The sequence below is a fragment of the Rhizobium sp. WSM1328 genome (assembly GCF_057653715.1).
Map to the genome: position 1 here is coordinate 4,090,351 of NZ_CM172788.1, position 23,923 is coordinate 4,114,273.

Annotated in this window: 21 protein-coding genes and 1 pseudogene; 7 read left to right on the plus strand and 15 right to left on the minus strand. The window is 60.0% G+C overall.

Annotated features, from left to right (window positions below):
- Positions 1-4: 4 nt before the first annotated feature.
- A complete protein-coding gene (locus AC2444_RS20360; RefSeq protein WP_012759327.1) occupies positions 5-1,255 on the minus strand; it encodes an MFS transporter in 1,251 nt (416 codons plus the stop codon).
- A gap of 139 nt (positions 1,256-1,394) precedes the next feature.
- On the opposite strand from AC2444_RS20360, the gene AC2444_RS20365 reads away from it, so the two are divergent.
- Positions 1,395-1,685, plus strand: a complete 291-nt coding sequence (locus AC2444_RS20365) for a YggT family protein (protein WP_012759328.1) — start codon at positions 1,395-1,397, stop codon at positions 1,683-1,685.
- A complete protein-coding gene (locus tag AC2444_RS20370) occupies positions 1,682-1,993 on the plus strand; it encodes a DUF167 domain-containing protein (RefSeq protein WP_012759329.1) in 312 nt (103 codons plus the stop codon). Before AC2444_RS20365 ends, AC2444_RS20370 begins: the two co-directional genes overlap by 4 nt.
- Before the next feature lie 4 nt (positions 1,994-1,997).
- Here the strand turns inward: AC2444_RS20370 and ppa are convergent, their stop codons facing one another.
- From ppa to AC2444_RS20390, 4 genes are all read right to left on the minus strand, one after another.
- Positions 1,998-2,531 carry an inorganic diphosphatase gene (gene ppa / locus AC2444_RS20375; protein WP_012759330.1) on the minus strand — a complete coding sequence of 178 codons (534 nt, stop codon included), beginning with the start codon at positions 2,529-2,531 and terminating at the stop codon, positions 1,998-2,000.
- Between the two features lie 194 nt (positions 2,532-2,725).
- Positions 2,726-3,232: a GNAT family N-acetyltransferase gene (locus tag AC2444_RS20380; RefSeq protein WP_003543622.1), complete on the minus strand. Its 507-nt coding sequence runs from the start codon at positions 3,230-3,232 to the stop codon at positions 2,726-2,728.
- Between the two features lie 247 nt (positions 3,233-3,479).
- Positions 3,480-5,300 carry a translational GTPase TypA gene (typA, locus tag AC2444_RS20385; RefSeq protein ID WP_012759331.1) on the minus strand — a complete coding sequence of 607 codons (1,821 nt, stop codon included), beginning with the start codon at positions 5,298-5,300 and terminating at the stop codon, positions 3,480-3,482.
- Positions 5,301-5,457: 157 nt separating this feature from the next.
- Entirely contained in the window at positions 5,458-7,545 is a 2,088-nt protein-coding gene (locus AC2444_RS20390; RefSeq protein WP_128448899.1) for a M3 family metallopeptidase, read from the minus strand.
- Positions 7,546-7,774: 229 nt separating this feature from the next.
- On the opposite strand from AC2444_RS20390, the gene AC2444_RS20395 reads away from it, so the two are divergent.
- Positions 7,775-8,206, plus strand: a complete 432-nt coding sequence (locus AC2444_RS20395) for a hypothetical protein (RefSeq protein WP_012759333.1) — start codon at positions 7,775-7,777, stop codon at positions 8,204-8,206.
- A gap of 26 nt (positions 8,207-8,232) precedes the next feature.
- On the opposite strand, the pseudogene AC2444_RS20400 reads toward AC2444_RS20395, so the two are convergent.
- The 4 genes and pseudogenes from AC2444_RS20400 to AC2444_RS20415 all read right to left on the minus strand — a co-directional run bounded on the left by AC2444_RS20400 (position 8,233) and on the right by AC2444_RS20415 (position 13,830).
- A pseudogene (locus AC2444_RS20400) lies at positions 8,233-8,870 on the minus strand (LysE family translocator).
- 253 nt (positions 8,871-9,123) lie between these two features.
- Complete coding sequence (locus AC2444_RS20405) at positions 9,124-11,964, minus strand: ATP-binding protein (RefSeq protein ID WP_012759335.1); 2,841 nt, start codon at positions 11,962-11,964, stop codon at positions 9,124-9,126.
- Positions 11,965-12,051: 87 nt separating this feature from the next.
- Positions 12,052-12,471, minus strand: a complete 420-nt coding sequence (locus tag AC2444_RS20410) for an Ohr family peroxiredoxin (RefSeq protein WP_012759336.1) — start codon at positions 12,469-12,471, stop codon at positions 12,052-12,054.
- Between the two features lie 51 nt (positions 12,472-12,522).
- The gene (locus AC2444_RS20415; protein ID WP_012759337.1) at positions 12,523-13,830 is read right to left on the minus strand and encodes an epoxide hydrolase family protein; all 1,308 of its coding nucleotides are present in this window, start codon (positions 13,828-13,830) and stop codon (positions 12,523-12,525) included.
- 316 nt (positions 13,831-14,146) lie between these two features.
- Between AC2444_RS20415 and AC2444_RS20420 the strand changes: the two genes are divergently transcribed.
- Positions 14,147-14,542, plus strand: a complete 396-nt coding sequence (locus tag AC2444_RS20420; RefSeq protein ID WP_012759338.1) for an Ohr family peroxiredoxin — start codon at positions 14,147-14,149, stop codon at positions 14,540-14,542.
- 105 nt (positions 14,543-14,647) lie between these two features.
- Positions 14,648-15,658, plus strand: a complete 1,011-nt coding sequence (locus AC2444_RS20425; protein ID WP_128448904.1) for a DUF3095 family protein — start codon at positions 14,648-14,650, stop codon at positions 15,656-15,658.
- A 316-nt stretch (positions 15,659-15,974) separates the two neighbouring features.
- On the opposite strand, the gene AC2444_RS20430 is transcribed toward AC2444_RS20425, so the two are convergent.
- Positions 15,975-17,198 (minus strand): argininosuccinate synthase, encoded by a 1,224-nt coding sequence (locus AC2444_RS20430; protein WP_012759340.1) that lies wholly within the window; start codon positions 17,196-17,198, stop codon positions 15,975-15,977.
- Positions 17,199-17,376: 178 nt separating this feature from the next.
- Here AC2444_RS20430 and AC2444_RS20435 point away from each other — a divergent pair, with 178 nt between their 5' ends.
- Both AC2444_RS20435 and AC2444_RS20440 read left to right on the plus strand, forming a co-directional pair.
- The gene (locus AC2444_RS20435) at positions 17,377-18,228 is read left to right on the plus strand and encodes an SDR family NAD(P)-dependent oxidoreductase (RefSeq protein WP_012759341.1); all 852 of its coding nucleotides are present in this window, start codon (positions 17,377-17,379) and stop codon (positions 18,226-18,228) included.
- Positions 18,229-18,313: 85 nt separating this feature from the next.
- Complete coding sequence (locus AC2444_RS20440) at positions 18,314-18,955, plus strand: LysE family translocator (protein WP_012759342.1); 642 nt, start codon at positions 18,314-18,316, stop codon at positions 18,953-18,955.
- 395 nt (positions 18,956-19,350) lie between these two features.
- On the opposite strand, the gene AC2444_RS20445 is transcribed toward AC2444_RS20440, so the two are convergent.
- The 5 genes from AC2444_RS20445 to rlmN form a co-directional block, all read right to left on the minus strand.
- Entirely contained in the window at positions 19,351-19,605 is a 255-nt protein-coding gene (locus AC2444_RS20445; protein ID WP_041935589.1) for a hypothetical protein, read from the minus strand.
- 99 nt (positions 19,606-19,704) lie between these two features.
- Complete coding sequence (locus AC2444_RS20450; RefSeq protein ID WP_011653880.1) at positions 19,705-20,499, minus strand: ABC transporter ATP-binding protein; 795 nt, start codon at positions 20,497-20,499, stop codon at positions 19,705-19,707.
- The gene (locus tag AC2444_RS20455; RefSeq protein WP_011653881.1) at positions 20,496-21,374 is read right to left on the minus strand and encodes an ABC transporter permease; all 879 of its coding nucleotides are present in this window, start codon (positions 21,372-21,374) and stop codon (positions 20,496-20,498) included. Before AC2444_RS20455 ends, AC2444_RS20450 begins: the two co-directional genes overlap by 4 nt.
- A 130-nt stretch (positions 21,375-21,504) precedes the next feature.
- The gene (locus tag AC2444_RS20460; RefSeq protein ID WP_012759344.1) at positions 21,505-22,458 is read right to left on the minus strand and encodes an ABC transporter substrate-binding protein; all 954 of its coding nucleotides are present in this window, start codon (positions 22,456-22,458) and stop codon (positions 21,505-21,507) included.
- A gap of 93 nt (positions 22,459-22,551) precedes the next feature.
- Positions 22,552-23,781 (minus strand): dual-specificity RNA methyltransferase RlmN, encoded by a 1,230-nt coding sequence (rlmN, locus tag AC2444_RS20465; RefSeq protein WP_012759345.1) that lies wholly within the window; start codon positions 23,779-23,781, stop codon positions 22,552-22,554.
- Positions 23,782-23,923: the final 142 nt, after the last annotated feature.

Genomic DNA, 23,923 nt, shown 5'->3' on the forward strand with positions numbered 1-23,923 from the left:
TTCTTTAAATCGATTTCGACGATGCGCTGGGCGCGTCGAGCGTATCGATCCCGCGCAGTTTGGGGAAACTCGACGCCCAGATCGCCGCCACGACAAGCGTCCCGATTCCGCCGATGACGACCGCCGGCACAGCGCCGAAGAGCGCCGCCATCGTGCCCGCCCTGAATTCCCCAAGCTCGTTCGAAGCGCCGACGAAGACCATGTTGACCGCATTGACGCGGCCGCGCAGCTGATCCGGCGTCCAGAGCGCAATCAGGCTCTCGCGCACATAGACCGATACCATGTCAGCCGCCCCCATTAGCGCTAGCGCCGCGATCGAGACCTCGGTGTTGGTCGAGATGCCGAAGATGATCGTTCCGACGCCGAACAGGGCGACGCCGATAAACATGTAGATGCCGGCGCGATGTCTGAGCGGATAGGCGGCCAGGAAGATCGCCATGACGATGGCGCCAAGTCCGGGTGCGGCGCGCAGCAGTCCGAGGCCCCAGGGACCGAGGGTGAGGATATCGCGCGCAAAAATCGGCATCAGCGCCGTGGCCCCGCCGAGCAGCACGGCGAACAGATCGAGCGAGATCGCCCCGAGCACCACCTTTTCGGCACGGATGAAACTGAAGCCGCCGAGGATCATCGCCCAGCTCTTGGTCTCGCCGGTCGTCTTCTGCACCGGTTTCGGGATCATGTAGAGAAGGGCCGCACCGAGCACCGAAAAGATCACCGCCACCGTATAGGCAGTCGGCGCGCTGACACCATAGAGCAGGCCACCGAGCACCGGTCCGGTGATTGCCGCGAGCTGCCAGGACGACGAATTCCAGGCGATCGCATTGGAGAGTGCCTCCTCCGGCACCAGATTGGGCGCCAGCGACTGTACCGCCGGCGACATGAAGGCGCGCTCGATGCCGAAGATCAAAAGCACCGCGAAGACAGGCAGCGGCGTAAAGCTTCCCATTAAAGTCATAACCAGCAGTGCCAGCGTACAGAGCGCGCTCACCAGCGAGCAGAGGGCGGCGATCGCCCGGCGATTGTACCGATCGGCTACCGAACCGGTGACGAGGATGAGCAGCAGCGACGGCAGGAACTGCACGAGACCAATCAAACCGAGATAGATCGCGCTGCCCGTCTGGTCGTACATCTGCCAGCCGACGGCGACGCTGACGATCTGCTGCGAGAAGGAAAGCAGGAAGCGCGCGAAGAAGAACCGCGTATAGGACGAGTGCCGGAACGCGGCAAAACGGTCTCCGGTGGGCGAAAACGACATGGAGGTTTTCCGAGGAGACGGGCGCCGGAATAGCGGCAAAGCCGCCCGTTAAACATGATTCACCGTGCGTTTCCACACGGCACTTGCTCGTTTAGTCGCCAATGTCTACATGTCTGTCAACAACGAATTGGAGACGATGATGTTTGCGCTGTTTCAAACCATTGATTTGGCTTTGAATATTTACACCTGGATCCTGATTGGCAGTGCCATTTTTTCCTGGCTCTATGCCTTCAATGTTATCAATTCCAGCAATCAGTTCGTCAATTCGGTCGGCACATTCCTCTATAATGTCACCGAACCGGTGCTGAAGCCGATCCGCCGCTTGCTGCCGAACCTTGGCGGTATCGACATTTCGCCGATCATCCTGCTGCTGATCATCTTCTTCCTGCGCACCCTGCTTTGGACCACGCTGTACCCGCTGGTCGCTTGAGCCGTCCCTGGAGCCTTTTCGATGACCATCTTCGCCTCGCCGTCCGGCTGACGCCGAATGGCGGGCGTGACGCTCTCGACGGCATCGAGGCCGACGGCGAGGGTGAAGCGTTCCTGAAGGCACGCGTCACTGCCGTGCCCGAGAAAGGCAAGGCCAACAAGGCCCTCATCCTGCTGATCGCCCAGTCGCTCCGCATCCCCAAATCCAGCGTCAGCCTTATCTCCGGCGACACGGCACGCAAAAAAATCCTCCGGATCGACGGCGATCCGGAGGATTTGGTAAAAAAGCTCGAGATATTTTTAGGCTGAGCGATCAGCCTTTCTTCTTGGCGCGCTCGACGGCTTCGAGGATGAGTTCGCCTGCTTCCTTGGAGTCGCCCCAACCGAAGATCTTCACCCACTTGCCGGGTTCCAGATCCTTGTAGTGCTCGAAGAAATGCTCGATCTGCTTCAGCGTGATCTCGGGAAGATCGGTGTAGTCCTTCACCTTCTCATAGCGCAGCGTCAGCTTCGGCGACGGCACGGCGATGATCTTCTCATCCTTGCCGGAATTGTCTTCCATCTTCAGGACGCCGATCGGGCGCACATTGATGACGCAGCCGGGAACCAGCGGACGAGTGCTGGCGATCAGGACGTCGATCGGGTCGCCGTCTTCCGACAGCGTGTGCGGCACGAAACCATAATTGCCCGGATAGGTCATCGGCGTATAGAGGAAACGGTCGACCACCAGCGTGCCGGCTTCCTTGTCCATCTCATACTTGATGGGATGACCGCCGACCGGAACCTCGACGATAACGTTGACGTCCTCAGGTGGGTTATTACCGATTGCAATGGCGTCGATGCGCATAAGAAGCTCCCGCGAGGTTGAATGTGCTGGCAGCCAGATAATCAGTTTCATGTGGCAACGCAACATGGCACAGCACCAATGCTTGACTGCACCGGGCCACATTCACATCAAAAGTTTCTAATAGGAGATAGGCGACCGCCGACTCCGCGCGTCTTTTCAGACGCGAAGGACACTGTGGCACTTTGAATGGCCGTTCAGCTCCAGATGAAGCCGATCTTCTTCAATTGCCTGTGGTCGAAACTTTCCATGCCTTCGCAGAAATCGACACCGCCATGATTGCGGTAGAAGTGGCTGGCGGTCTCGTTATCCTCGAGGCACCAGACGACCAGCCCGTTGCAGCCGAGTGACTTCAAGAGACGGCGCGCCTCGCCGAACAGCATCCTGCCAAGACCGATGCCCTGATACTCAGGCCGAAGATAGAGCTCGTAAATCTCGCCTTCCTGCGGCAGGGCGCGGGCCCGGTTGAGGCCGAGCGTCGCGTAGCCGGCGACTGTCCCGGCAACATCGAGAACCAGCAGCGTCGCCGGTCCGCGCGTCGCCTTGCGCCACCAGCTTTCGCCGCGCCGCTCGATCATCTGCGTCAGCGCGCGATGCGGAATGATGCCCGCATAAGTGTGTTGCCAGGCAAGCCTGTGTGTTTCCGATATGGCTCGGGCATCTTGCGGCTCGGCCCGCCGGACATCGATCGACAACGTCTTCATAACGTTTACTCTGGTCCCGCCGAAGGCAACTAACCATATGCACAGAGGCATTGTGATCGCTTGCCCACAGACTTGATATGTGGACGACGATCAAAAGTTAACGCTTTTTTAACGATTGTCACAAGACGGAATCGACGCGGCGCACAATAAAAAACCCCGGCGCGAAGGCCGGGGTTTTGAAGGATTTCTCTCCAGCGCCGCGCCTCTTTTCGAGAGACCCAAGACGCTGCAGCACTTTGAATGGCGCTCAGAGCGCCGCCTTCGTCTTTTCGAAACGCTTGCGATCGTTTGCGTCGAGATACATCTTGCGCAGACGAATATTCTTCGGTGTCACTTCCATCAGCTCGTCATCCTGGATCCAGGAGAGCGCGCGATCAAGCGTCATGCGGATCGGCGGCGTCAGCTTCACAGCTTCGTCCTTGCCGGCGGCGCGGATGTTGGTGAGCTGCTTGCCCTTCAGGACGTTGACTTCAAGGTCGTTGTCGCGCGAATGAATGCCGATGATCATGCCGGCATAGACCTTTTCGCCCGGCTCGATGATCATCGGGCCGCGATCCTCCAAGTTGAACATCGCATAGGCGACGGCTTCGCCGGGAGCGTTGGCGAGCAGCACGCCGTTGACGCGGCCACCGATCACACCCTTGTAGGGCTGATAGTCGTGGAACAGGCGGTTCATGATCGCCGTGCCGCGCGTATCCGTCAGCAGCTCCGACTGGTAGCCGATCAGGCCACGGGTCGGTGCGTAGAAACGCAGGCGAAGGCGGTTGCCGCCCGACGGACGCAGCTCGACCATTTCAGCCTTGCGCTCGGACATCTTCTGCACGACGACACCGGAATGTTCTTCGTCGACGTCGACGACGACTTCTTCGACCGGCTCAAGAAGCTGGCCGTTTTCATCCTTGTGCATCACGACGCGCGGACGCGACACGGCAAGCTCGAAGCCTTCGCGACGCATGGTTTCGATGAGAACGGCGAGCTGAAGTTCGCCGCGGCCTGACACGTAGAACGAATCCTTGCCTTCGGCTTCTTCGATCTTCAGGGCGACGTTGCCTTCCGCTTCCTTGAAGAGACGGTCGCGGATGACGCGTGAAGTCACCTTGTCGCCTTCGGTGCCGGCCAGCGGGCTATCGTTGACGATGAAGGACATGGTGACGGTCGGCGGATCGATCGGCTGCGCCGGCAACGGTATTGTGATCGAAGGATCGCAGAAGGTGTCGGCGACCGTGCCCTTGGAAAGACCGGCGATCGCGATAATGTCGCCCTGATGCGCTTCGTCGATTGCCGTGCGCTCGATGCCGCGGAAAGCGAGGATCTTGGAAATACGGCCGGTTTCGATCGTCTTGCCGTCGGCGTGGAGAACCTTCACGGCCTGGTTCGGCTTGATGGAACCGGAATTGATACGACCGGTGATGATGCGGCCGAGGAAGGGGTTGGCTTCGAGGATCGTGCCGATCATCGTGAACGGACCTTCGTGGACGGTCGGCTCCGGAACATGCTTGAGCACCAGGTCGAGAAGCGGCGTAAGACCCTGATCCTTCGGACCTTCCGGATTGACGTTCATCCAGCCGTCGCGGCCGGAACCGTAGAGGATCGGGAAGTCGAGCTGCTCGTCGGTCGCGTCGAGATTGGCGAAAAGATCGAAGACTTCGTTGATGACTTCTTCGTGGCGGCCATCCGGACGGTCGATCTTGTTGATCGCGACGATCGGACGAAGACCGACCTTCAACGCCTTGGAGACAACGAACTTCGTCTGCGGCATCGGGCCTTCAGAGGAGTCGACGAGAACGATCGCGCCATCCACCATTGAGAGAATGCGCTCGACTTCACCACCAAAGTCGGCGTGGCCAGGGGTGTCGACGATGTTGATGCGGACACCCTTCCATTCCACCGAGGTCGCCTTGGCGAGAATGGTGATGCCGCGTTCTTTTTCGAGATCGTTCGAGTCCATCACGCGTTCAGCGACACGCTGATTTTCGCGGAACGAGCCGGACTGCTTGAGAAGCTCATCCACCAGGGTCGTTTTGCCATGGTCAACGTGCGCGATGATCGCGATATTGCGAAGTGACATATGTGAAATCTCTGAGGCTGGGGCGCACGCTCTAGAGGACGCGCCTATTAGTTTGGGGCGTCCATACAGTTTTTTTTGCGTTTGCGAAAGGGGGGAACGCGCAAAAGCTGCGGCAAGGCTGTCGCCCCGCCGCATCATAGCGTGTCATCAAATTGTCTTAGGCGTCGCTGCCTGTCAATTCCTCGAAGGTCGAAAGTCCCTTTTTGACAAGCATCGCATCCGGGCTCGGCAGCTTGCCGCGGAAGGCCTTGTAGGCGTCTTCCGGATCGACCGAACCGCCGACGGAATAGATATTGTCCTTGAGCTTGCGCGCCATCTCGCCGTTGAAGGCGTCTCCCGTCTCCTCGAAGGCGGCAAAGGCGTCGGCGTCGAGCACCTCCGACCACATGTAGGAGTAATAGCCGGCCGAATAGCCTCCCGAAAAGATGTGCTGGAAGTGCGGCGTCGCATGGCGCATGACGATCGACTTCGGCATGCCGATCTCGGCCAGTACCTCGGCCTGCACCGCCATCGGGTCCTCGACGGCCGTTCTCGTGTGAAACGCCATGTCGACCAGCGCCGACGAGGTGAACTCGACGGTATTGAAGCCGGCATTGAAGGTCCGGGCGGCAAGCACCTTGTCGAGCAGGGCCTGCGGCATCGGCTCGCCGGTTTCGACATGCACGGCGTAACGCTTCAGGATAGCGGGCACCGTCAACCAGTGCTCATAGAGCTGCGACGGCAACTCGACGAAATCGCGAGAGACGCCGGTGCCCGCAACCGAGGGATAGGTGACGTTCGAAAGCATGCCGTGCAGCGCATGGCCGAATTCATGGAACAGCGTGCGGGCATCGTCGAGCGACAGCAGCGCCGGCTTGCCTTCCGCGGGCTTGGCGAAGTTGCAGACATTATAGATGATCGGCAATTCGCCATGGCGACCGTTCTTCAGCTCCAGCCTGTGCTGCGATTGCAGCGAGCTCATCCAGGCGCCTGAGCGTTTCGAACTGCGGGCGAAATAATCGCCGAGGAAGAGGGCGACGAGCTTGTCCTCGCGGTCCCTGATTTCGAACACCCTAACGTCAGGGTGATAGGCGGCCACGCCCTTCTTCTCGACGGCCCGGATGCCGAACAGCCGGCCGGCCACGTCGAAGCAGGCTTCGATGATCTTCTCGAGCTGCAGATAAGGCTTGAGTTCGGTCTCGGAGAAGTCGAACTTCCGCGCCCGGATCTTTTCGGCATAGTGGCGCCAGTCCCAGGGCATGACCTCGTGGTTCCGGCCCTCCTCGGCAATCATTGCCGCGATATCGATCTCCTCCTCGCCGGCGCGTTTCACCGCTCGCGCCCAGACAGCCCGCAACAAGCCGTTTACGGCCTCCGCCGTCTTCGCCATCGTATTGTCGAGCTTCAGCTCGGCGAAATTGCCGTAGCCCAGCAGCGTCGCCACCTGATGGCGCAGCGCCAGCGTTTCCCTGATGACGGCGCGATTGTCCGTCTCACCATCATTTTCACCGCGCGCCACCCACGCCTTGAAAGCCTGCTCGCGTAGATCACGGCGCTCCGAAAAGGTGAGGAACGGCTCGATGATCGAGCGTGACAGCGTCACCGCATATTTGCCCTCCTCGCCGCGTTCGCGCGCTGCCCCCGCCATCGCGTCGCGCAGGAATTCCGGCAGGCCCTCGAGCTCGGCGCCATCGGAAAGCACAAGTGCCCAGGCCTTTTCGTCGGCCAGCACGTTCTGGCCGAATTGCGTCCCGAGGCCGGCAAGCTTTTCATTGATCGTGGCGAGTTTTTCCTGCTCGGCCTTCTCAAGCTTGGCGCCCGATTTGACGAAGCCTTTCCAGTGGCGTTCCAGCACCCGTGTCTGTTCGAGCGTCAGGCCCAGGCTGTCGCGGCTCTCCCAGAGCGTGTCGATGCGGGCAAAAAGCGCTGCATTCATCCCGATCTTCGAATAGTGGCGCGACATCTTCGGCGAGATCTCCCGCTCCAGCGCCTGGATCACATCATTGGTATGCGCGTCCGCCTTGTTCCAGAATAGCGACGAAACGCGCGACAGTGCGTCTCCGGCAATCTCCAGCGCCACGACCGTATTGTCGAATGTCGGCGCATCGCCGTTTCCGGCAATCTCGTCGATCTCCCTTTCATGCGCGGCAAGTGCGGCTTCGAAGGCCGCGGCGAAATCGCCGTCGTTCAAGGCATCGAAACGCGGCAGACCGTGAAGACCGTCCCAGGTCACCAGCGCTGGATTGAAATCATGGGAAGAGGACATCGGAGAATTCCTTTTTGGCATGCAAGTGAATCGGCAATATAGGAGAGCCGTCGTAGAATTGGTATGTTGCCGGGAAGGACCTTTTGCCTCGCCTCGCAAATCCGGCGGGCGCCTGCCAAATCCGGTGGACAACAATTGATACGTGAAAATTAACCAATCGTTAACGATTGACGCGAATCACGCACAGACGCTAGTTTTCCGATGTTCTTCTTGTAAGGGGACATGCGCCATGGAAATTTTTTCTGTGCGGTCTTCTCAGAGTTTGCTTTTTAAAAACAATCCTAATAACGCAAAAAGTTCGAAGACCTCTGATATTCAAATCGAGACCAGAGCTCCCGCCCCGGCCTCGTTCCAGATCGAAGACGATGTTGGCGAAGGCCCGGATTTCACCGCGGTCAGCCCTGGAGAACTACGCAATTACGCACGCCAGAGTTTCGACAGCGGCCTGATCGATCAGAACACTTACGCCGCGATCTCCGAACCGCTGCCGATGCATGCGATCGATCCGCTCGGCAACATCGTCGATCTCTCCAGCGTCACCGACGGCACCAGCTTCAATTTCCTCGATTATTACAAGAACCAGCTGCAGGTCGCCATGTCGATCGGCGATGCTGACGAGGTCCAGACGCTGAAATCGATCGTCAATTTCCTGGATGGCTGATCGGGGCATGATGCCGAAAATCCAGGTCAGGCCTTGCGCCAGCCGAGCAGGCCGGGCGTTGCGTGCCAGAGCGCCTGGCAAATCCCATGAAAAGCACGCCGGAGCAGCGCACGATCAGCCGCTCATGGGCGCGATAGAAGCGCCGCACCGTACCGGCGCCGATGATGCCGATCAGGATGATGTCGGCCGTCACGAAACCGACGAACGACACGACGAGCAGCACCGGCAACGCCTCGAAATCGAGCGCGCCGGCCGAGCCTGCAACGAGTGCGGTGAAGGTGGCAAGCGCCACCGGATAACCCTTCGGATTGGTGACGCCGAAGATCAGACCACGGCGAAACGGCCGCTCGACCACAACAAGCGCCTGCCCCTCCGCTTTCGGCTTGGCATTGACGGCGCTCCAGCCGATCCAGGCGAGATAGAAACCGCAGGCAAGGCCGAGCAGGTCGAAGACGAAGGTTCCGATCGTCTTTGCGCCGACGATCGCGATCAGCGCCAGCGACGACCAGATGAGATCCCCGACCAGATGCCCCATCATGAAGAAAGCGCCCGCCTTGCGACCCTGCCCGGCGCCGATGCCGAGCAGTTGCAGGAAGGCGGGACCTGGAATCAGCACGTAGAAGAGCGCCGCCAGAAAAGCGCCGAAGAGCAAAGACTGCGTCATGGAAATGCTCCGGAGGATGATGACAGCAGACTAGGCAATCGCGGGCATTCGTCAAGGGTGGTTGCATTAGCACGAAAAGCGGAGCGGCTTTCGGCCCTAAGCGAACTTTTTCGCTTTAGAAGGATAAGGCCGCTTTGCGCGCCCATGTCGACCATAGAGGGCGGCTTCGCAGCTTCCTGAAAGCGGACATCGTCTTGGGCACGGTCTCCGTCCCCCTGTGCACCAAAAGCAGCCACTTCAGTTACTCGCGAGGTTATGACAGGTTTTGTAGTAGTGTGTCTGCGGCCATCACGTCTGTCGTGTCCATACCCTCTTCAAATCTCTCACACACTGGCGTCAGCAGTACCCGAGCCTCGCGTAACCTACCGTCGCTGGCCATCAGTGCGGCCAGATCGGTTGCCGCCCGCAGCTCCCAGGCATGTGCACCCATGCTGGCACTTCTTTCCAAAGACGAGACCAAGCAAGCCTCGGCGTCGGTTGCGGAATTGATCGACAGCAAACCTGCCTTCACGCGCAGCAGCTCCGGCATATAGCAAAGGTCGCCGTTCCTCTCGACAAGTTCGATGGTCTTGTTGATCCGGGCCATCCCTTCCTCGCGCTCTCCGATCAGTGCCAGTCCTTTTGCAAGGGACAGCTCCAGCATCGTCGTGAACACCTCGTAGGTGGATGCATGAAGCTTCTCGATGCATCGTCTGAGTGTCTCGATCCCCAGCTTCACCTGTCCCCGACGGATGGCCAGTTCGCCTTCGAAACCCCGAGCCACCGACACGTAGGGAGACAGGTTGTGTAGCCCCGCACGGGAGACCAGCCATTCAATGTGTTCCTCGGCACTCGGCACGTCGCCCCGCCATAGGAAGACTGCAATGCCTCCAAGCAGTGCGATGCAGAGTGTCAGCGAGTGATCCAACTTAGCGGCATCGCTGATCGCCTGTCGCGCTTGGACGTCGGCCTGCTCCGGGTAGCCTTGTAGCCAAAGGTTCCGTGCAAGAATTCCGCCAGCGAGATGCTTTCCCTCGAAGCCGACGTAGCTTGCAGGTGTTCGTTGTGGCTGATGTTCGCTTCTTGTAGCCGCTTCGAGTTCGGTGCGGGCGTGGCGAAGATCACCGGTAAAGTGCAGCGAATTGCCGAGGAAGAAGTGCGCCAGTTCGACAGTGGCGGCGTCATCAAGAGTGGCGGCGATTGCCGAACACCGCCGGGCATAATCAAGAGCGGCGTTAAAATCTCCTATCCGAAGGCTGAACATGTGCAACGGACCTAGTATGCGCAACTGGTCGAGCGTGTTCCCCCGGTCCTCGGCAATATGGAGGGCGCGACCAAGAGCGATCTGCGGTGTCTCGCGGCCTCCCTGCAGATACATCCGGGAAATTCCCAGACCGGCTTGTAGGTGCATTTCCTCGACGCCTCCCCTGAACGCCTCATCCAGTGCAAGAACCGCCCGTTTCGACCATCGCTGGCACTCCGGGAAAAGTGACATCACCTGGAACACAGGTACAGCAGCAGCCGCAAGCCTGATGCCGACGTCGATATCGCCATGCTCCCCGAACGCCCATTCCAGTGCCGCCCGCACGTTGTTGATGCTCACGAAATACGGTAATCGCTCAGGCCCCGTAGAAAGCGTCGGCCAATCCGGTCCGAATTGCTCCAGCCAACGCTGACAATAGGTCGCGTGACGCGCATTCAATCCGGCGCGGTCCTCGTCCGTCTGCGCATGGAGCGCGTAGGCACGTGTCGTATCCAGCAAGCGGTAGCGCATCGTCGCCCCTGCCGGCCGCGTTGCGAGCAGAGACTTGGCGACCAGATTGTCCAGTGCCTCGAATATGGCCGAGGGCGCCATGTCCGCTGTGGAAATGACCTCCAGCGCGGCGTCGAGGGTGAAGTCGCCGACAAAAACGGCAAGCCGCCGGAGCACCATGCGCTCCAGGTCTGTTAGAAGTCCAAAGCTCCAGTCGAGCGTCGCCTGTAGGGTCCTTTGTCGCGGCGGTGCGTTTCGCGATCCCGCCCATCCCAATGTCAGATGCTGATCGAGCAGCTTGGCGGTCTGAAGGAGGCCATAGCTCTCGACGCGTCTGGCGGCGAGTTCTAACGCAAGCGCCATACCATCGAGTTTTCGGCAAATACTCGCGACGACGCGGGCATCCTGGTCGCTGAGATTGAGATTGGCACCGCTCGCCGCAGCCCGTTCGACGAACAGCCGAGTCGCTGGAAAGGCAAGTATCGTGTCGGTCGTAAGTTCCAGGTCATCCGGGGGGAAAGCGAGGGTATCTAGCCGGTAGACGCTTTCGGCCTCGATCCTTAACGCCTCGCGACTTGTTGCCAGCAGAAAGACCTGAGGGGCGGCTTCGACAATGGCGGCCACGAGATCGGCAATGGCATCAATCAGATGCTCGCAGGTATCGAGTATCAGCATGATTTGCTTGTCGCGGAGGTAGGCAATCAAACTGGGACGTACATCGCTGGAGCTGACGGACAAACCAAGCATCGACGCGATCCCGGCCGCGACTAGAGCCGGATCGCTCAACATGCCATAATCGGCAAACAGGACTGCTCCCTTGAATGTGGGAGCGAGGTGATGCGCAACTGCCGTGGCGACGGTCGTCTTTCCGACACCGCCGACGCCGACAATGGTGACCATTCGCGAGGCCATCAGCTTTTCGGTCAGCGCGAGAACATCCTGCTCTCGGCCGACCATGCGATCCGGTCGGCCCGGCAGAATAGCGTAACGGAAATCGAGTTCGGCGGAGACTTGTCGAAGGAGACCGGATCGTGAGATTGGCGCGACGAAACAATAGCCCCGTCCGGCAATAGTGGTGATGTACCGTGCTCCATCGTGACCGTCGCCCAGCGCCTTCCTCAGGCCTGTCATGTGGAAACGCAGGCTGCCTTCATCGACGATGACATCAGGCCAGACGCGGGATATCAGGTCTTGCTTGCTGACGATGACATTGGGAGCGAGGGTGAGAGCGACCAGCAAGTCCAGTGCACGCGCCCCGAGGTTTATCGGAACCCCGTCCTTCGCGAGAAGCCGTTGGCCGACACTCAAACGGAACGGACCGAAGGATAACTCCTCCGCTTTAACGTCGCCGCCTATGTTCATGGCTTTGCCCCAGCCGTCCCCACTGGCTCCTTATACTCCAATCGCACTGCTGAGGCTATTGAGGACGAATACTGCCGCAGCGCGCTCTCACCCGATCCTGAATACGACCTCGACATTGCCCCGTGTAGCCCTGGAAAAAGGACATATCCGCCGCGACTCTTCGATCAAAGAGGAAGCGACGTCTCTTTCCAAACCGGGAAGTTGAATGGCGAGCCGAACGCCGAGGATTGATTGATCGTCGTCCGATGACAGATCGACTTCGGCATGAATTTTGACGTTGGCGGGAAGGTTCACTCCGGTCTCTCTGGCGACCTTCGCCATGGAGCTTGCGAAGCTCGCCGACCAGGCGGCAGCCATGAGCTGTTCGGGATTGGTGCCGATTCGGGCCGAACCGGGTTCTGAAAGCCTGATGTCGAGCACGCCGTCGGTGCTGCGGGCGATCCCGTTCTGACGCCCGCCTGTCGTTTCGGTGATTGCCGTGTAGATCAGATGCATGGTGTTGTTCATGGACATATCCCTTGAGCGGCGAGCGCCGGTTGGGGCGCTCGCCTGATAAGATCAGCCGGACTTCCGCAGGCTGCGAAAGCCGACACGGACCTCGTCTGTGAAGAGCTTCGGCTGCTCCCATGCTGCAAAGTGTCCACCCTTCGGAAGCTTGTTGTAGTGAACCAGGTTTGGATAAGCCTTCTCGGCCCAGGCGCGGGGCGTCTGGTAGAGTTCGTCTGGGAAGACGCTGACTGCGACCGGCACCTTGACGCCCTTCGAAGCGAAGAATACGAGCTTGTTCTCCCAATAGAGCCGCGCGGCGGATACGCCGGTATTTGTCAGCCAAAACAGCGTCACGTTGTCGAGGACATCGTCAGGGCTCACACCCTCATCCTGGCCGTCGAATGATCGTGCGATCATCGCCAGGCTCGCCCTGTCATGATCGAGCATATAGGTCGCGAGTGCGATGGGTGAGTCCGACAAGCCCGTGAGGGTCTGGGGACGCGTGCCCATCAGAAATGCGTAGTAGACATTCTTGTAGAAGGAGACGAGCTGGTGGTAGGAGGCTTTTTCTTCGTCCGACAGCCCTGCTGGAGCAGGGGCTCCGACAAAGGATGCGTTGTTGATGTCGTTGGGGATCGCTCCTGGCATGTTGGTATGGATGCCGAGCAATTCCGGAGGAGCCTGCACACCGATCATATCGGTCACGACTGCGCCCCAATCGCCGCCTTGCGCAACGAATTGCTTGTAGCCCAGACGCCGCATCAGAGTGATCCATGCCGTCGCTATCCGTTCTGGTCCCCAGCCGGTCGCATCAGGCTTTCCGGAAAAGCCATATCCTGGCATCGACGGGATGACGATGTGAAATGCATCCGAGGCACTGCCACCGTAGGCTGTCGGGTCGGTGAGCGGCCCGATGATCTTCAATTGCTCAATGATCGAGCCCGGCCATCCGTGGGTCACGATCAGAGGAAGCGCGTTCTCGTGCTTGGAACGAACATGGATGAAATGGATGTCCAGCCCATCGATCTCGGTGATGAAATTCGGCACGGCATTGATCCGGGCTTCGACCTTGCGCCAGTCGTATTTGTTCTGCCAGTGATCGAGCAACTGCTTGGTGGTTTTGAGCGGTACACCCTGGGAGAAATCGCTGACTGTCTCCTTTTCGGGGAGGCGGGTGTGAGCAAGGCGATAGCGAAGGTCGGCGAGATCAGCCTCTGGAACGTTCACCCGGAACGGGCGGATGGCATCGGATTCCGTTGCGGCAGTCGAACCCGCGGGAAGCAAACTTGCGATGCCCAGGGCAGCAATGCCGGACGCTGCAGCAGCCAGAAGGCGACGGCGATCCTCGTCGATAACGTCAGTCTTGATAGCGGTCATGATCATTCTCCTTGGAAACAGGTTGATCGTCTGCACGACTGTGCTGCTTCAAGGGGTACGCTGGGGACGTGGAGTTCACACGTTAGGTGTTGTGAGATCTTGATAACGGCCCGATGCTTATCGGAAGCAGCATCCGTTGGCCTGCGAGCCCCCCGTGTGGACGGGCTTCGCTTATGCGGTGCTCGTGTGCCGTTAATCGCAGCTATTAACAGCTAGCAACGCATAACGTGCGATCCCGGACTCGGCGAGGTAGGTCTTTGGTCAGCACAGCGGTGCAGACGCTCAATCATCAACAGCTACCAAAAGGAATTTCGCCATGACCTCCAAGGTTCTCTTCACTGGTAAGACACACAACACCAATGGCCGCGATGGCGGTGCTCGCAGCGCCGATGGCTTTCTGGACATCAAGATGAAGCAGCCGCATCCTGCCGCCGAAAACCTGTTCGGAGCCGCCTGGTCCGCCTGCTACATGGGAGCCATCGAACTGGTGGCCTCCAGAAAACAGATCAAGCTCCCTGCCGGGATATCAGTCGACGCTGAAATCGATCTGAACAATGACGATGGCAACTTCTTCCTCAGTGCCCGCCTCAATGTCAGCGTCCCCGGCATCGACCCGGTGATTGCTCGCGAGCTGCTCGATGCCGCCCACGGCATTTGCCCCTATTCGAAGGCAACGCACGGCAATATCGACGTCGTCACCAATCTCATCTAAGCGCGACCTTTTGGGTCTGTCCGGTTTAACGGGCAGACCCAACAATCATCGAGCTGTCAAGCCATCCGCACAAACAGCGACGTCGAAATGTCTGGAGGAAATGCAATGTTCAGATTCAGCACTAAACGTCACGCCTATCATGATTTTGCCGAGTTGCTTGACACGACGATCTACCAGCCATTGCCTGACGAATGGCTTGTCGGGATTACGGATGTCGTGAACTCCACTTCTGCGGTGAATGCGGGACGCTACAAGGACGTCAATTACGCGGGCGCATCGGCCATCGCGGCATTGGGGAACGCCTGGAACAGCTTCGATTTCCCATTCGTGTTTCGAGGCGACGGTGCCGCGTTCGCCTTCCATCCCGACAGACTGGAAACAGCGACGGCGGCGCTCCGGCAGACCGTTGGACACGTCCGCGACGTCTTCCAGCTTGATCTCCGGGCTGGCCTGGTCTCGGTGAGAGAAATCCGTGCAGGGGGTAAAGATGTCCGTACTGCTCGATTCTCAGCATCCGAAACTGCTATCTATTCGATGTTTGCTGGCGGCGGACTTAACTGGGCTGATCGGCAGATCAAATCCGGAAAGTATGGGATCGCCGACAACGTCACGGACACCTCCGCGAACCTGAGCGGCCTGACTTGCGAATGGGCACCGATCCCCAGCCGGAGCGGCGAAATACTTTCCCTCCTCGTGGAACCCTGCGACCATTCGAGGTCCACGATGTTCGCGAAGCTTGCCAAGCAAATCGTGGCGGTTTTCGACACAGGAGAGCGACATTCCCACCCGGTACCTAACGACATCGTCATCACGCAGGACGTCGAAGACTATCTCAGCGGCGCAGCATGGGCCGATGTCGTCGCGAATTCGGACTATCGCAGATACGACGACGTTCTACGTTTGACGCTGGATTGCACGGCCGAACAGATCGGAGTGGTCGAAGCTCTGCTTGTCCGCGCCAGAAATCGTGGTGACATCAGGTTTGGGCTACACCGGCAGTCCCACGCGCTCATGACTTGCCTGGTACCTTCCGGCAACAAGGGCTCTCATCTTCATTTCCTCGACGGAATGGGCGGCGGATACACAAAGGCTGCTGAAATGCTGGAGGCTCAGTGAACACAGCAGGCGCTCAACCGACAGGCTTACATCCAAAATTATTGCCTGCAGAGCAATGATTAGCGACGGCTTTGGGCCATTCCCAGACCTTGGCGCGGAGTGCCCGAATGTCCGTTTTCTCGTCGGGTATGCTAACAGCGGACGGTCGGCAGTCGGCCCCGTAACGGTCATTCCTTCACCCTGGGCCAACTACTGCTCCTTGCGCAAATCCGGTCATCCAGACGCTCTAAGAGTTGCTGGTTTGCTACCTCATTCCGCGAAAAAGCCCGCGCGGCAATGCCGGCGGGCTGATATTCGGTTCGAAGGGAACCCGTGATTACTTCACGAGATTGCGCTTGGCGAGCGTGCGCAGGCGCAGCGCGTTGAGCTTGATGAAGCCGGCCGCATCCTTCTGGTCGTAGGCGCCCTGGTCATCCTCGAAAGTGACGAGCTTGTCGGAATAGAGCGACTTGTCGCTTTCACGGCCGATGACCATGACATTGCCCTTGTAGAGCTTCAGCGTCACTTCGCCTTCGACATGCTCCTGGCTCTTGTCGATCAGCGCCTGCAGCATCTCGCGCTCCGGCGAAAACCAGAAGCCGTAATAGATCAGCTCGGCGTAACGCGGCATGATGTCGTCCTTGAGATGGGCGGCACCGCGGTCGAGCGTGATCGATTCAATGGCGCGGTGCGCCGAAAGCAGGATGGTGCCGCCTGGGGTCTCGTAGACGCCGCGCGACTTCATGCCGACAAAACGGTTCTCGACGAGGTCGAGACGACCGATGCCGTTGTCTCGTCCGTAATTGTTGAGCGCAGCCAAGAGCGTCGCCGGGCTCATGCGCACGCCGTTGATCGAAACCGCATCACCCTTTTCGAAGCCGACCTTGATGGTCGTTGCCTTGTCGGGTGCAGCCTCAGGCGAAATGGTGCGCATGTGCACATATTCAGGCGCCTCCTTGGAGGGGTCCTCGAGAACCTTGCCCTCGGAAGAGGAATGCAGAAGGTTGGCGTCGACGGAGAATGGCGCCTCGCCCTTTTTGTCCTTGGCAACAGGGATCTGATGCTGCTCGGCGAAAGCCAGCAGGTCGGTGCGGCTCTTGAACGCCCAGTCGCGCCACGGCGCGATGATCTTGATGTCGGGGTTCAGGGCATAGGCGGAGAGCTCGAACCGGACCTGGTCGTTGCCCTTGCCGGTCGCGCCGTGGGCGATCGCATCGGCGCCGGTCTTCTTGGCGATATCGATCAGATGCTTGGAAATCAACGGACGGGCGATCGAGGTGCCGAGCAGGTAGACGCCTTCGTAGACGGCATTGGCGCGGAACATCGGGAAGACGAAATCGCGTACGAATTCCTCGCGCACATCCTCGATATAGATCTCCTTGATGCCGAGCATTTCGGCCTTCTTGCGCGCCGGCTCCAGCTCTTCGCCCTGGCCGAGATCGGCGGTGAAGGTGACGACTTCGGCGCCGAGTTCCGTCTGCAGCCACTTCAGGATGATCGAGGTGTCGAGGCCGCCGGAATAGGCGAGAACGACTTTCTTCACGTCTTTGTATGATGCCATGATGATGAGGTCCGTTGCATAAAAGGCCGGCGAAAACCCGGTGTCGCGGCACTTTTAGCGAGATTGGCGCGTGACGCAAGGCCAAGTGCGACGGTGATGGTGCCGATAGCGTTTGACAGGGCGAAAGCGGAGCCCATATTCGCCAGCGTCCGCAAATGCTCGAGGAGAGGTTGCCCCCGTGACGAATATTCAAGACATTTTCAAGAAGCCCAATGTTGCCGTCATCACCGGCGGCGCCTCCGGCATCGGTCTTGCCGCAGCGAGATATTTCGCCGGACGCGGCATGAGCGTCGCCATCGCCGATCTCGGCGGCGATCGGCTGGCCGACGCGGCCAATGAACTCAAGGCCATTGCCGGCGAGGAAAATGTGATGGCCGTCGAGACCGACGTCGCCAGCAGAGACTCGCTGGAATCGCTCGAGCGCGCCGTGCTCCAGCGTTTCGGCCGTGTGCACGTACTGATGAACAATGCCGGCATCGGCCCGGAAACCTCGATCTTCAGCCCGCAGGCGAACTGGGACAATATCTTTGCCGTCAACCTGATGGGGGTGATCAACGGCACGCGCACCTTCGGCCCGAAGATGCTGTCGCACGGCGAGCCGGGCCTGATCATCAACACCGGCTCCAAGCAGGGCATCACCACGCCGCCCGGCAACCCCGCCTACAACATCTCCAAATCAGGCGTGAAAGTCTTTACCGAAGCGCTGCAGCACGAGCTTCGCAATACCGAAGGCGGAAAGATCTCCGCCCATCTTCTGATCCCAGGCTTCGTCTTCACCGGCCTCACCAAGGGCGACCGCGCCGAAAAACCGGCCGCTGCCTGGACCGCCGAGCAGACGGTCGATTTCATGGTCGAGAGCCTCGAACGCGGCGATTTCTATATTCTCTGCCCCGACAATGACGTCGCGCGTCCTCTCGACGAGCGCCGCATGCTCTGGGCAGCCGGCGATATCGTCGAGAACCGGCCGCCGCTGTCACGCTGGCACAAGGATTATGCCGACAAGTTCAAGGCCTTCCTCGAACAGAAGTAATCGGCGCCATCAGAAGGTTTGATTGGTAATTTTCCGAAAGCCGGGTAAGAGATCCCCAGATCCTTTCCGGCTTTCAGAGTGTGTCATGGATTTCCTGCCGAGCCTGCCGACCCTTCTCGCCTTTGCCGCCGCGACGCTGCTGCTCGCGGCAACCCCAGGCCCTGATATGACGCTGTCGATCAGCCGCGCGCTGGCCCAGGGCAAGAAGGCGGCGCTCTTCGTGGTCGTCGGCACCAGCCTCGGCATCGTCGTCCACACCATGCTGGTCGCTTTTGGCATTTCGGCGCTGATCACCGCCTCGCCGACCGCCTTCCTGATCCTGAAGACCGGCGGTGCTGCCTATCTGCTCTGGCTGGCGGTGCAGGCGATCCGTTTCGGCTCGAAGCTCACTGTCGCCAAGGTCGAGGAGCAGAAGGGCACACCACTTTCCAACATCTCCTCGGGCTTCTGGGTCAATCTTCTGAACCCCAAAGTCATCATCTTCTTCATGACCTTCCTGCCGCAATTCGTCAGCGCCGGCGATCCCGCCGTCACCCAAAAGCTGCTCTTTTTCGGCTTCTGCTTCATCCTGATCGGCATGCCGGTCAACGCCAGCGTCGTCTTTGCCGCCGACTGGCTGGCCTCCTGGCTGCAGAACAACAAGAAAGTGCTGCGCGGCATGGACTACACCTTCGCCGGCGTCTTCTCGGTCTTCGCCGCAAAGATCCTGCTCACCCAGGCGCGGTAACCGCGGTTGCGCAGCAATCCCGCGGTTGCGCAGCAATCCCGCGGTCGGCATATCGATCCGCCCGCGGTCGGTTGATCGATCCGCGGTCGTGAAACGATCCGCCGCCAACGACACCAATATTCGCGAGACGCCACGCCGGAGCAGGCAGTGACCGCGAATTTCGTCGTCTTCCAAAATTATTCCATGCCTTTCGCGCGATTACTTGTGATCAACATATGATCGTAAGTCGGCAATTGTGGCTAGGCCACGCCACCTTCGCTGCCCACATATCCTTTACGGCTCACGAAGAGCTGCCTTGAAAGGATAAGTCCATGTTTGCGTTTCGCAATATCATAACAGCAGGAGTTGTTGCGCTGACGTTTGCCGCCACGTCCCTTACAGCGACAGCACCTGCCTTAGCTCACGGCGGCGGAGGCCATGGCGGTGGCGGCTTCTCGCGGGACGGCGGCCACTTCGGCGGTGGTGCGCATATGGGCGGCGGCAATTTCGCCGATCGCGGCTTCGGAGCGCATCATTTCGGCGGAGCCGGCCATTTTGGCGGACATCGCGACGGCCGTTTCGCTTTCCATGATAGAAATCGTCTGTTCTTCGGCGATGACGACTATGACCCGGAACAGTGCCAGCCGGAATGGCTCAACCGGTACGGCCATCGCGTGCTGGTGGAAGTCTGCTCTTGATGACGGTCCCACTGGCCTCTGAGGAGTCGTGAAACGATCAGCTGCCCGCTAACCGATCAGCCCGCTGTCGGCCTAGCCGATCAGCAACGCGTCATCATCCAGCGTCTGGCCGCGCATCTTGCGGAACATCGCGATCAGATCCTCGACCTGCAATGTCTTGCGGCTGTCGCCGGCGACATCGAGCACGATCTCGCCGCCATGCAGCATCACGGTGCGGTGGCCATAATCGAGCGCCTGGCGCATCGAATGCGTCACCATCAGCGTCGTCAGCTTGCGCTCGGAAACGATCTTCTGGGTCAGGCCCATGATGAATTCCGCCATGCCAGGGTCGAGGGCCGCCGTATGTTCGTCGAGCAGCAGCACCTCCGAGCCCGCCAGCGTCGCCATGACAAGCGAGACCGCCTGCCGCTGGCCGCCGGAAAGCAGGTCCATGCGGTCCTTCATGCGGTTCTCCAGCCCGAGATTGAGCTCGGCGATCCTCTCGCGAAAATGGTCGCGCCGTTTTGCGCCAAGCGCCGAAACAAGCCCGCGCCGCTCGCCGCGCCGCGCCGCAAGCGCCAGGTTCTCCTCGATCGACAAGGCACCGCAGCTTCCGGTCAACGGGTCCTGAAAGACGCGGGCGACCAGCCCGGCGCGCGCCGCCGTCGTCTTGCGCGTCACGTCGGCACTGCCGATCAGCACCTGCCCTTCGCTCGCCAGCACATCGCCGGCGAGGACGCCGAGCAGCGTCGATTTACCAGCGCCGTTCGAGCCGATGACGGTGACGAAGGAGCCTTCCTCGATCGTCAGGCTGACACCCGAGAGCGCCTGCTTCTGCAGCGGCGTGCCGCGCCCGAAGACGACCTTGATGTTCTTGAGGTTGATCATGACGCGGCACCTCCGCGCAAACGGGGAAGGATGAGCGCCACGGTCACCAGCACGGCCGTGACGAAATTGAGGTCGGATGCCTGCAGGCCGATGACGTCGCTCGAAAGCGCCAGCTGGATCGCGATGCGATAGAGGATTGAGCCGAGCACGCAGCCGATCAACGCGATCAGCAGACCGCGCCGCCCGAGCAGCGTCTCGCCGATGATGACGGCAGCCAGACCAACGACGATCGTGCCGACGCCCGAGGTGACGTCGGCAAAGCCGTTCGTCTGGGCAAACAGCGCACCGCCGAGCGCCACCAGCGCATTGGAGATCGCCATGCCGAGATAGATCTGCCGGCTGGTATCGACGCCCTGGGCCCGCGCCATCCTTGCATTGGCGCCGGTCGCCCGCATTGCCAGCCCGGCATCGCTTTCCAGGAAACGCCAGACCAGGATGAGCGCGATGACGACGAGAACACCGACGAAGAGCGGCCGCACGTAGAAATCGCGAAGGCCATGGCCGAAGAACGGGCTGATCATCGTGTCGGCATTGATAAGCGCGACATTGGGTTTGCCCATCACGCGCAGATTGACGGAAAACAGCGCGATCATCGTCAGGATCGAGGCGAGCAAATTGAGGATCTTGAAGCGCACGTTGAGCAGCGCCGTCACCATGCCTGCGGCGGCACCGGCGGCCATGGCGATCAGCGCTGCAAGCCAGGCGTTGACGCCGGCAATGATCAGCACGGCCGTCACCGCCGCGCCAAGCGGAAAGGAGCCGTCGACCGTCAGGTCAGGGAAATCCAGAACACGGAAGGCGAGATAGACCCCAAGGGCGACGAAGGAATAGACCAGTCCGAGTTCGACGGCCCCCCAGAATGCGATTTGGCTCAAGGCTTCCGCCCCTCTTCTGTCCGTTTCCGCTCCGCGCCTTGCGCGAAACATCAGGCTTTTAATACCATCAGCCGCCCCCGTGTGGAACGGGAGCGGCTGCAAACTCGATCAGCGACGGCAGTCGCCTTGTTTATTCGATGACTTTGGTAGCGCGGGAAAGCACGCTCTGCGGCAGCGTGACCCCCATCTTCTCGGCCGCCGCCTTGTTGACGACGAGGTCGCTGCCGGCGGCAGTCTTGACCGCGATGTCGCCCGGGTTCTCGCCCTTCAGCACACGCACGACGATCTCGCCGGTCTGCTTGCCGACATCATAATAGTTGAAGCCGAGGGCAGCGATCGAGCCACGCGAAACCGAATCCGTATCGGCGGTAAAGAGCGGCAGCTTGCTCTCCTCGGCCACCGCGACAGCGCCTTCGAGCGCGGAGATGATCGTGTTGTCGGTCGGAATGTAGATCACATCGGCGCGGCCGACGAGCGCGCGTGTCGCACCCTGGACCTCGGCCGATTTGGTGGCAGCCGATTCGACTACCTTCAGGCCAGCCTTTTCGGCTTCAGCTTTCAACACGGCGAGCAGCGAAACGGAATTCGCCTCGCCTGAATTGTAGAGATAGCCGATGGTTTTCACATCGGGCAGGATTTCCTTGATCAGCGCGAGGTGCTCGGCGACCGGCGACATATCGGAGAGGCCTGTGACATTGCCGCCGGGCTTGTCCATGTTCTTGACGAGCTGGGCGCCGAGCGGATCGGACACGGCCGTGAAGACGACAGGAATGTCGCGCGTCGAGGAGACGACGGCCTGGGCCGAGGGTGTCGAGATCGGCACGATGACATTGGGCTCGTCACCGGCGAACTGGCGGGCGATCTGGGCTGCCGTCGCCGGATTGCCCTGCGCCGATTCGAACACGAATTTCAGGTTCTCGCCTTCCTTGTAGCCGGCAGCCGTAAGCGCATCGAGAACGCCCTTGCGCGCCGCATCCAGCGCCGGATGTTCGACGATCGCCGTCACGGCGACGGTGACATCATCGGCCTTTGCAGGCAGGGAAAGGACCAAAGTGGCGGCAAGAGCGAGCAAAATCGGGCGCATGGGGATCCTCCTGAATGATTTTGGGGGCACTTTTAGGAAAAGTGCCCCCTGAAATCAATCGCGGAGAATTGTAGCGAGGATCAAACTTGCTGATCAGTCGTCGGCGCCGTGATTGGCGATCATCATCGCCTCGAAGGCCAAACGATCGGTCTTGCGCATGCGTTCCGACTCCGATTTCAGCTGGCCGCAGGCGGCAAGAATGTCGCGACCGCGGGGTGTGCGGATCGGCGAGGCATAGCCTGCCGAATTGATGAAATCGGCGAACTTCTCGATCTGCTCCCAGTCCGAACACTGGTAATTGGTGCCGGGCCACGGATTGAACGGAATGAGGTTGATCTTCGCCGGCACGCCTTTCAGGAGCTTGATCAGCCCCTTGGCGTCTTCCAGGCTGTCGTTGACATCCTTCAGCATCACATACTCGAAGGTGATGCGCCGTGCGTTCGAAAGGCCAGGATAGGTCCGGCAGGCTTCGATCAGCTCCTTCAGCGGATACTTCTTGTTGATCGGCACCAGAAGGTCGCGCAGATCGTCGCGCACCGCATGCAGCGAAATCGCCAGCATGACGCCGATTTCCTCGCCGGTGCGGAAGATCTCCGGCACAACGCCAGAAGTAGAAAGCGTCACGCGGCGCCTGGACAGCGACAGGCCGTCACCATCCGTGGCGATCAGCAATGCCTGTTTGACGGCATCGAAGTTATAAAGCGGCTCACCCATGCCCATCATGACGATGTTGCTGACCTTGCGGCCCTCGGCAGGCATGATCGTGCCCTGCGGCGCTTCACGGTCCGGGAAATCCCCAAGCCGGTCGCGGGCAAGCAGCAGCTGCGAAAGAATTTCCTCCGCCGTCAGGTTGCGCACCAGACGCTGTGTCCCGGTATGACAGAAGGAACAGGTGAGCGTGCAGCCGACCTGGCTGGAAAGGCAGAGCGTGCCGCGGCCCTCTTCCGGAATGTAGACGGCCTCGATCTCGACTGGACGCCCGGCGCCGCGGGCGGGAAAGCGCAGCAGCCATTTGCGCGTGCCGTCGTTGGAGACCTGCTCCTCGACGATCTCGGGACGTTCGATGGTGAAATGCTGCTTCAGCATCTCCCGCATGTCCTTGGCGACATTCGTCATATGGTCGAAGTCAGAGACCCCGCGCACATAGATCCAGTTCCAGAGCTGCGAGACGCGCATCTTGATCTGCTTCTCGGCCACACCCTTTTCCCGGAGTGCCGCCCCCATCTCCTCGCGTGACAGCCCGATCAGGGACGGCTTCTCGACGCCGGAAGCGGCACGAGGCGCCTGAGACGTGATGACATCAATCGCATCCATGACGGACATAGTCTTTCATCCCGAATTCGAACACGTAACCGCCCCGCAAACCCTGCGAACTTCAGGGCTAAGCCGGAAGACTGGCGGGTGCATGACGGCACATTGGCAGAAATTGAATGGCGGAACGGCGACTGATATCGCGATCTGTCCG

Coding starts and splice junctions, on each gene's coding strand:
- typA (WP_012759331.1), bottom strand. CDS start 5,300: ATGTCACTTCGCAATATCGCGATCATCGCGCACGTTGACCATGGCAAA.
- AC2444_RS20445 (WP_041935589.1), bottom strand. CDS start 19,605: ATGGCCGTACCGGTTGAGCCATTCCGGCTGGCACTGTTCCGGGTCATA.
- AC2444_RS20450 (WP_011653880.1), bottom strand. CDS start 20,499: ATGATCAACCTCAAGAACATCAAGGTCGTCTTCGGGCGCGGCACGCCG.
- AC2444_RS20460 (WP_012759344.1), bottom strand. CDS start 22,458: ATGCGCCCGATTTTGCTCGCTCTTGCCGCCACTTTGGTCCTTTCCCTG.
- AC2444_RS20410 (WP_012759336.1), bottom strand. CDS start 12,471: ATGAACAACACCATGCATCTGATCTACACGGCAATCACCGAAACGACA.
- AC2444_RS20430 (WP_012759340.1), bottom strand. CDS start 17,198: ATGGCATCATACAAAGACGTGAAGAAAGTCGTTCTCGCCTATTCCGGC.
- AC2444_RS20390 (WP_128448899.1), bottom strand. CDS start 7,545: ATGTCCTCTTCCCATGATTTCAATCCAGCGCTGGTGACCTGGGACGGT.
- AC2444_RS20380 (WP_003543622.1), bottom strand. CDS start 3,232: ATGAAGACGTTGTCGATCGATGTCCGGCGGGCCGAGCCGCAAGATGCC.
- AC2444_RS20415 (WP_012759337.1), bottom strand. CDS start 13,830: ATGACCGCTATCAAGACTGACGTTATCGACGAGGATCGCCGTCGCCTT.
- AC2444_RS20395 (WP_012759333.1), top strand. CDS start 7,775: ATGGAAATTTTTTCTGTGCGGTCTTCTCAGAGTTTGCTTTTTAAAAAC.
- AC2444_RS20425 (WP_128448904.1), top strand. CDS start 14,648: ATGTTCAGATTCAGCACTAAACGTCACGCCTATCATGATTTTGCCGAG.
- AC2444_RS20440 (WP_012759342.1), top strand. CDS start 18,314: ATGGATTTCCTGCCGAGCCTGCCGACCCTTCTCGCCTTTGCCGCCGCG.
- AC2444_RS20420 (WP_012759338.1), top strand. CDS start 14,147: ATGACCTCCAAGGTTCTCTTCACTGGTAAGACACACAACACCAATGGC.
- AC2444_RS20360 (WP_012759327.1), bottom strand. CDS start 1,255: ATGTCGTTTTCGCCCACCGGAGACCGTTTTGCCGCGTTCCGGCACTCG.
- ppa (WP_012759330.1), bottom strand. CDS start 2,531: ATGCGCATCGACGCCATTGCAATCGGTAATAACCCACCTGAGGACGTC.
- AC2444_RS20365 (WP_012759328.1), top strand. CDS start 1,395: ATGTTTGCGCTGTTTCAAACCATTGATTTGGCTTTGAATATTTACACC.
- AC2444_RS20405 (WP_012759335.1), bottom strand. CDS start 11,964: ATGAACATAGGCGGCGACGTTAAAGCGGAGGAGTTATCCTTCGGTCCG.
- rlmN (WP_012759345.1), bottom strand. CDS start 23,781: ATGTCCGTCATGGATGCGATTGATGTCATCACGTCTCAGGCGCCTCGT.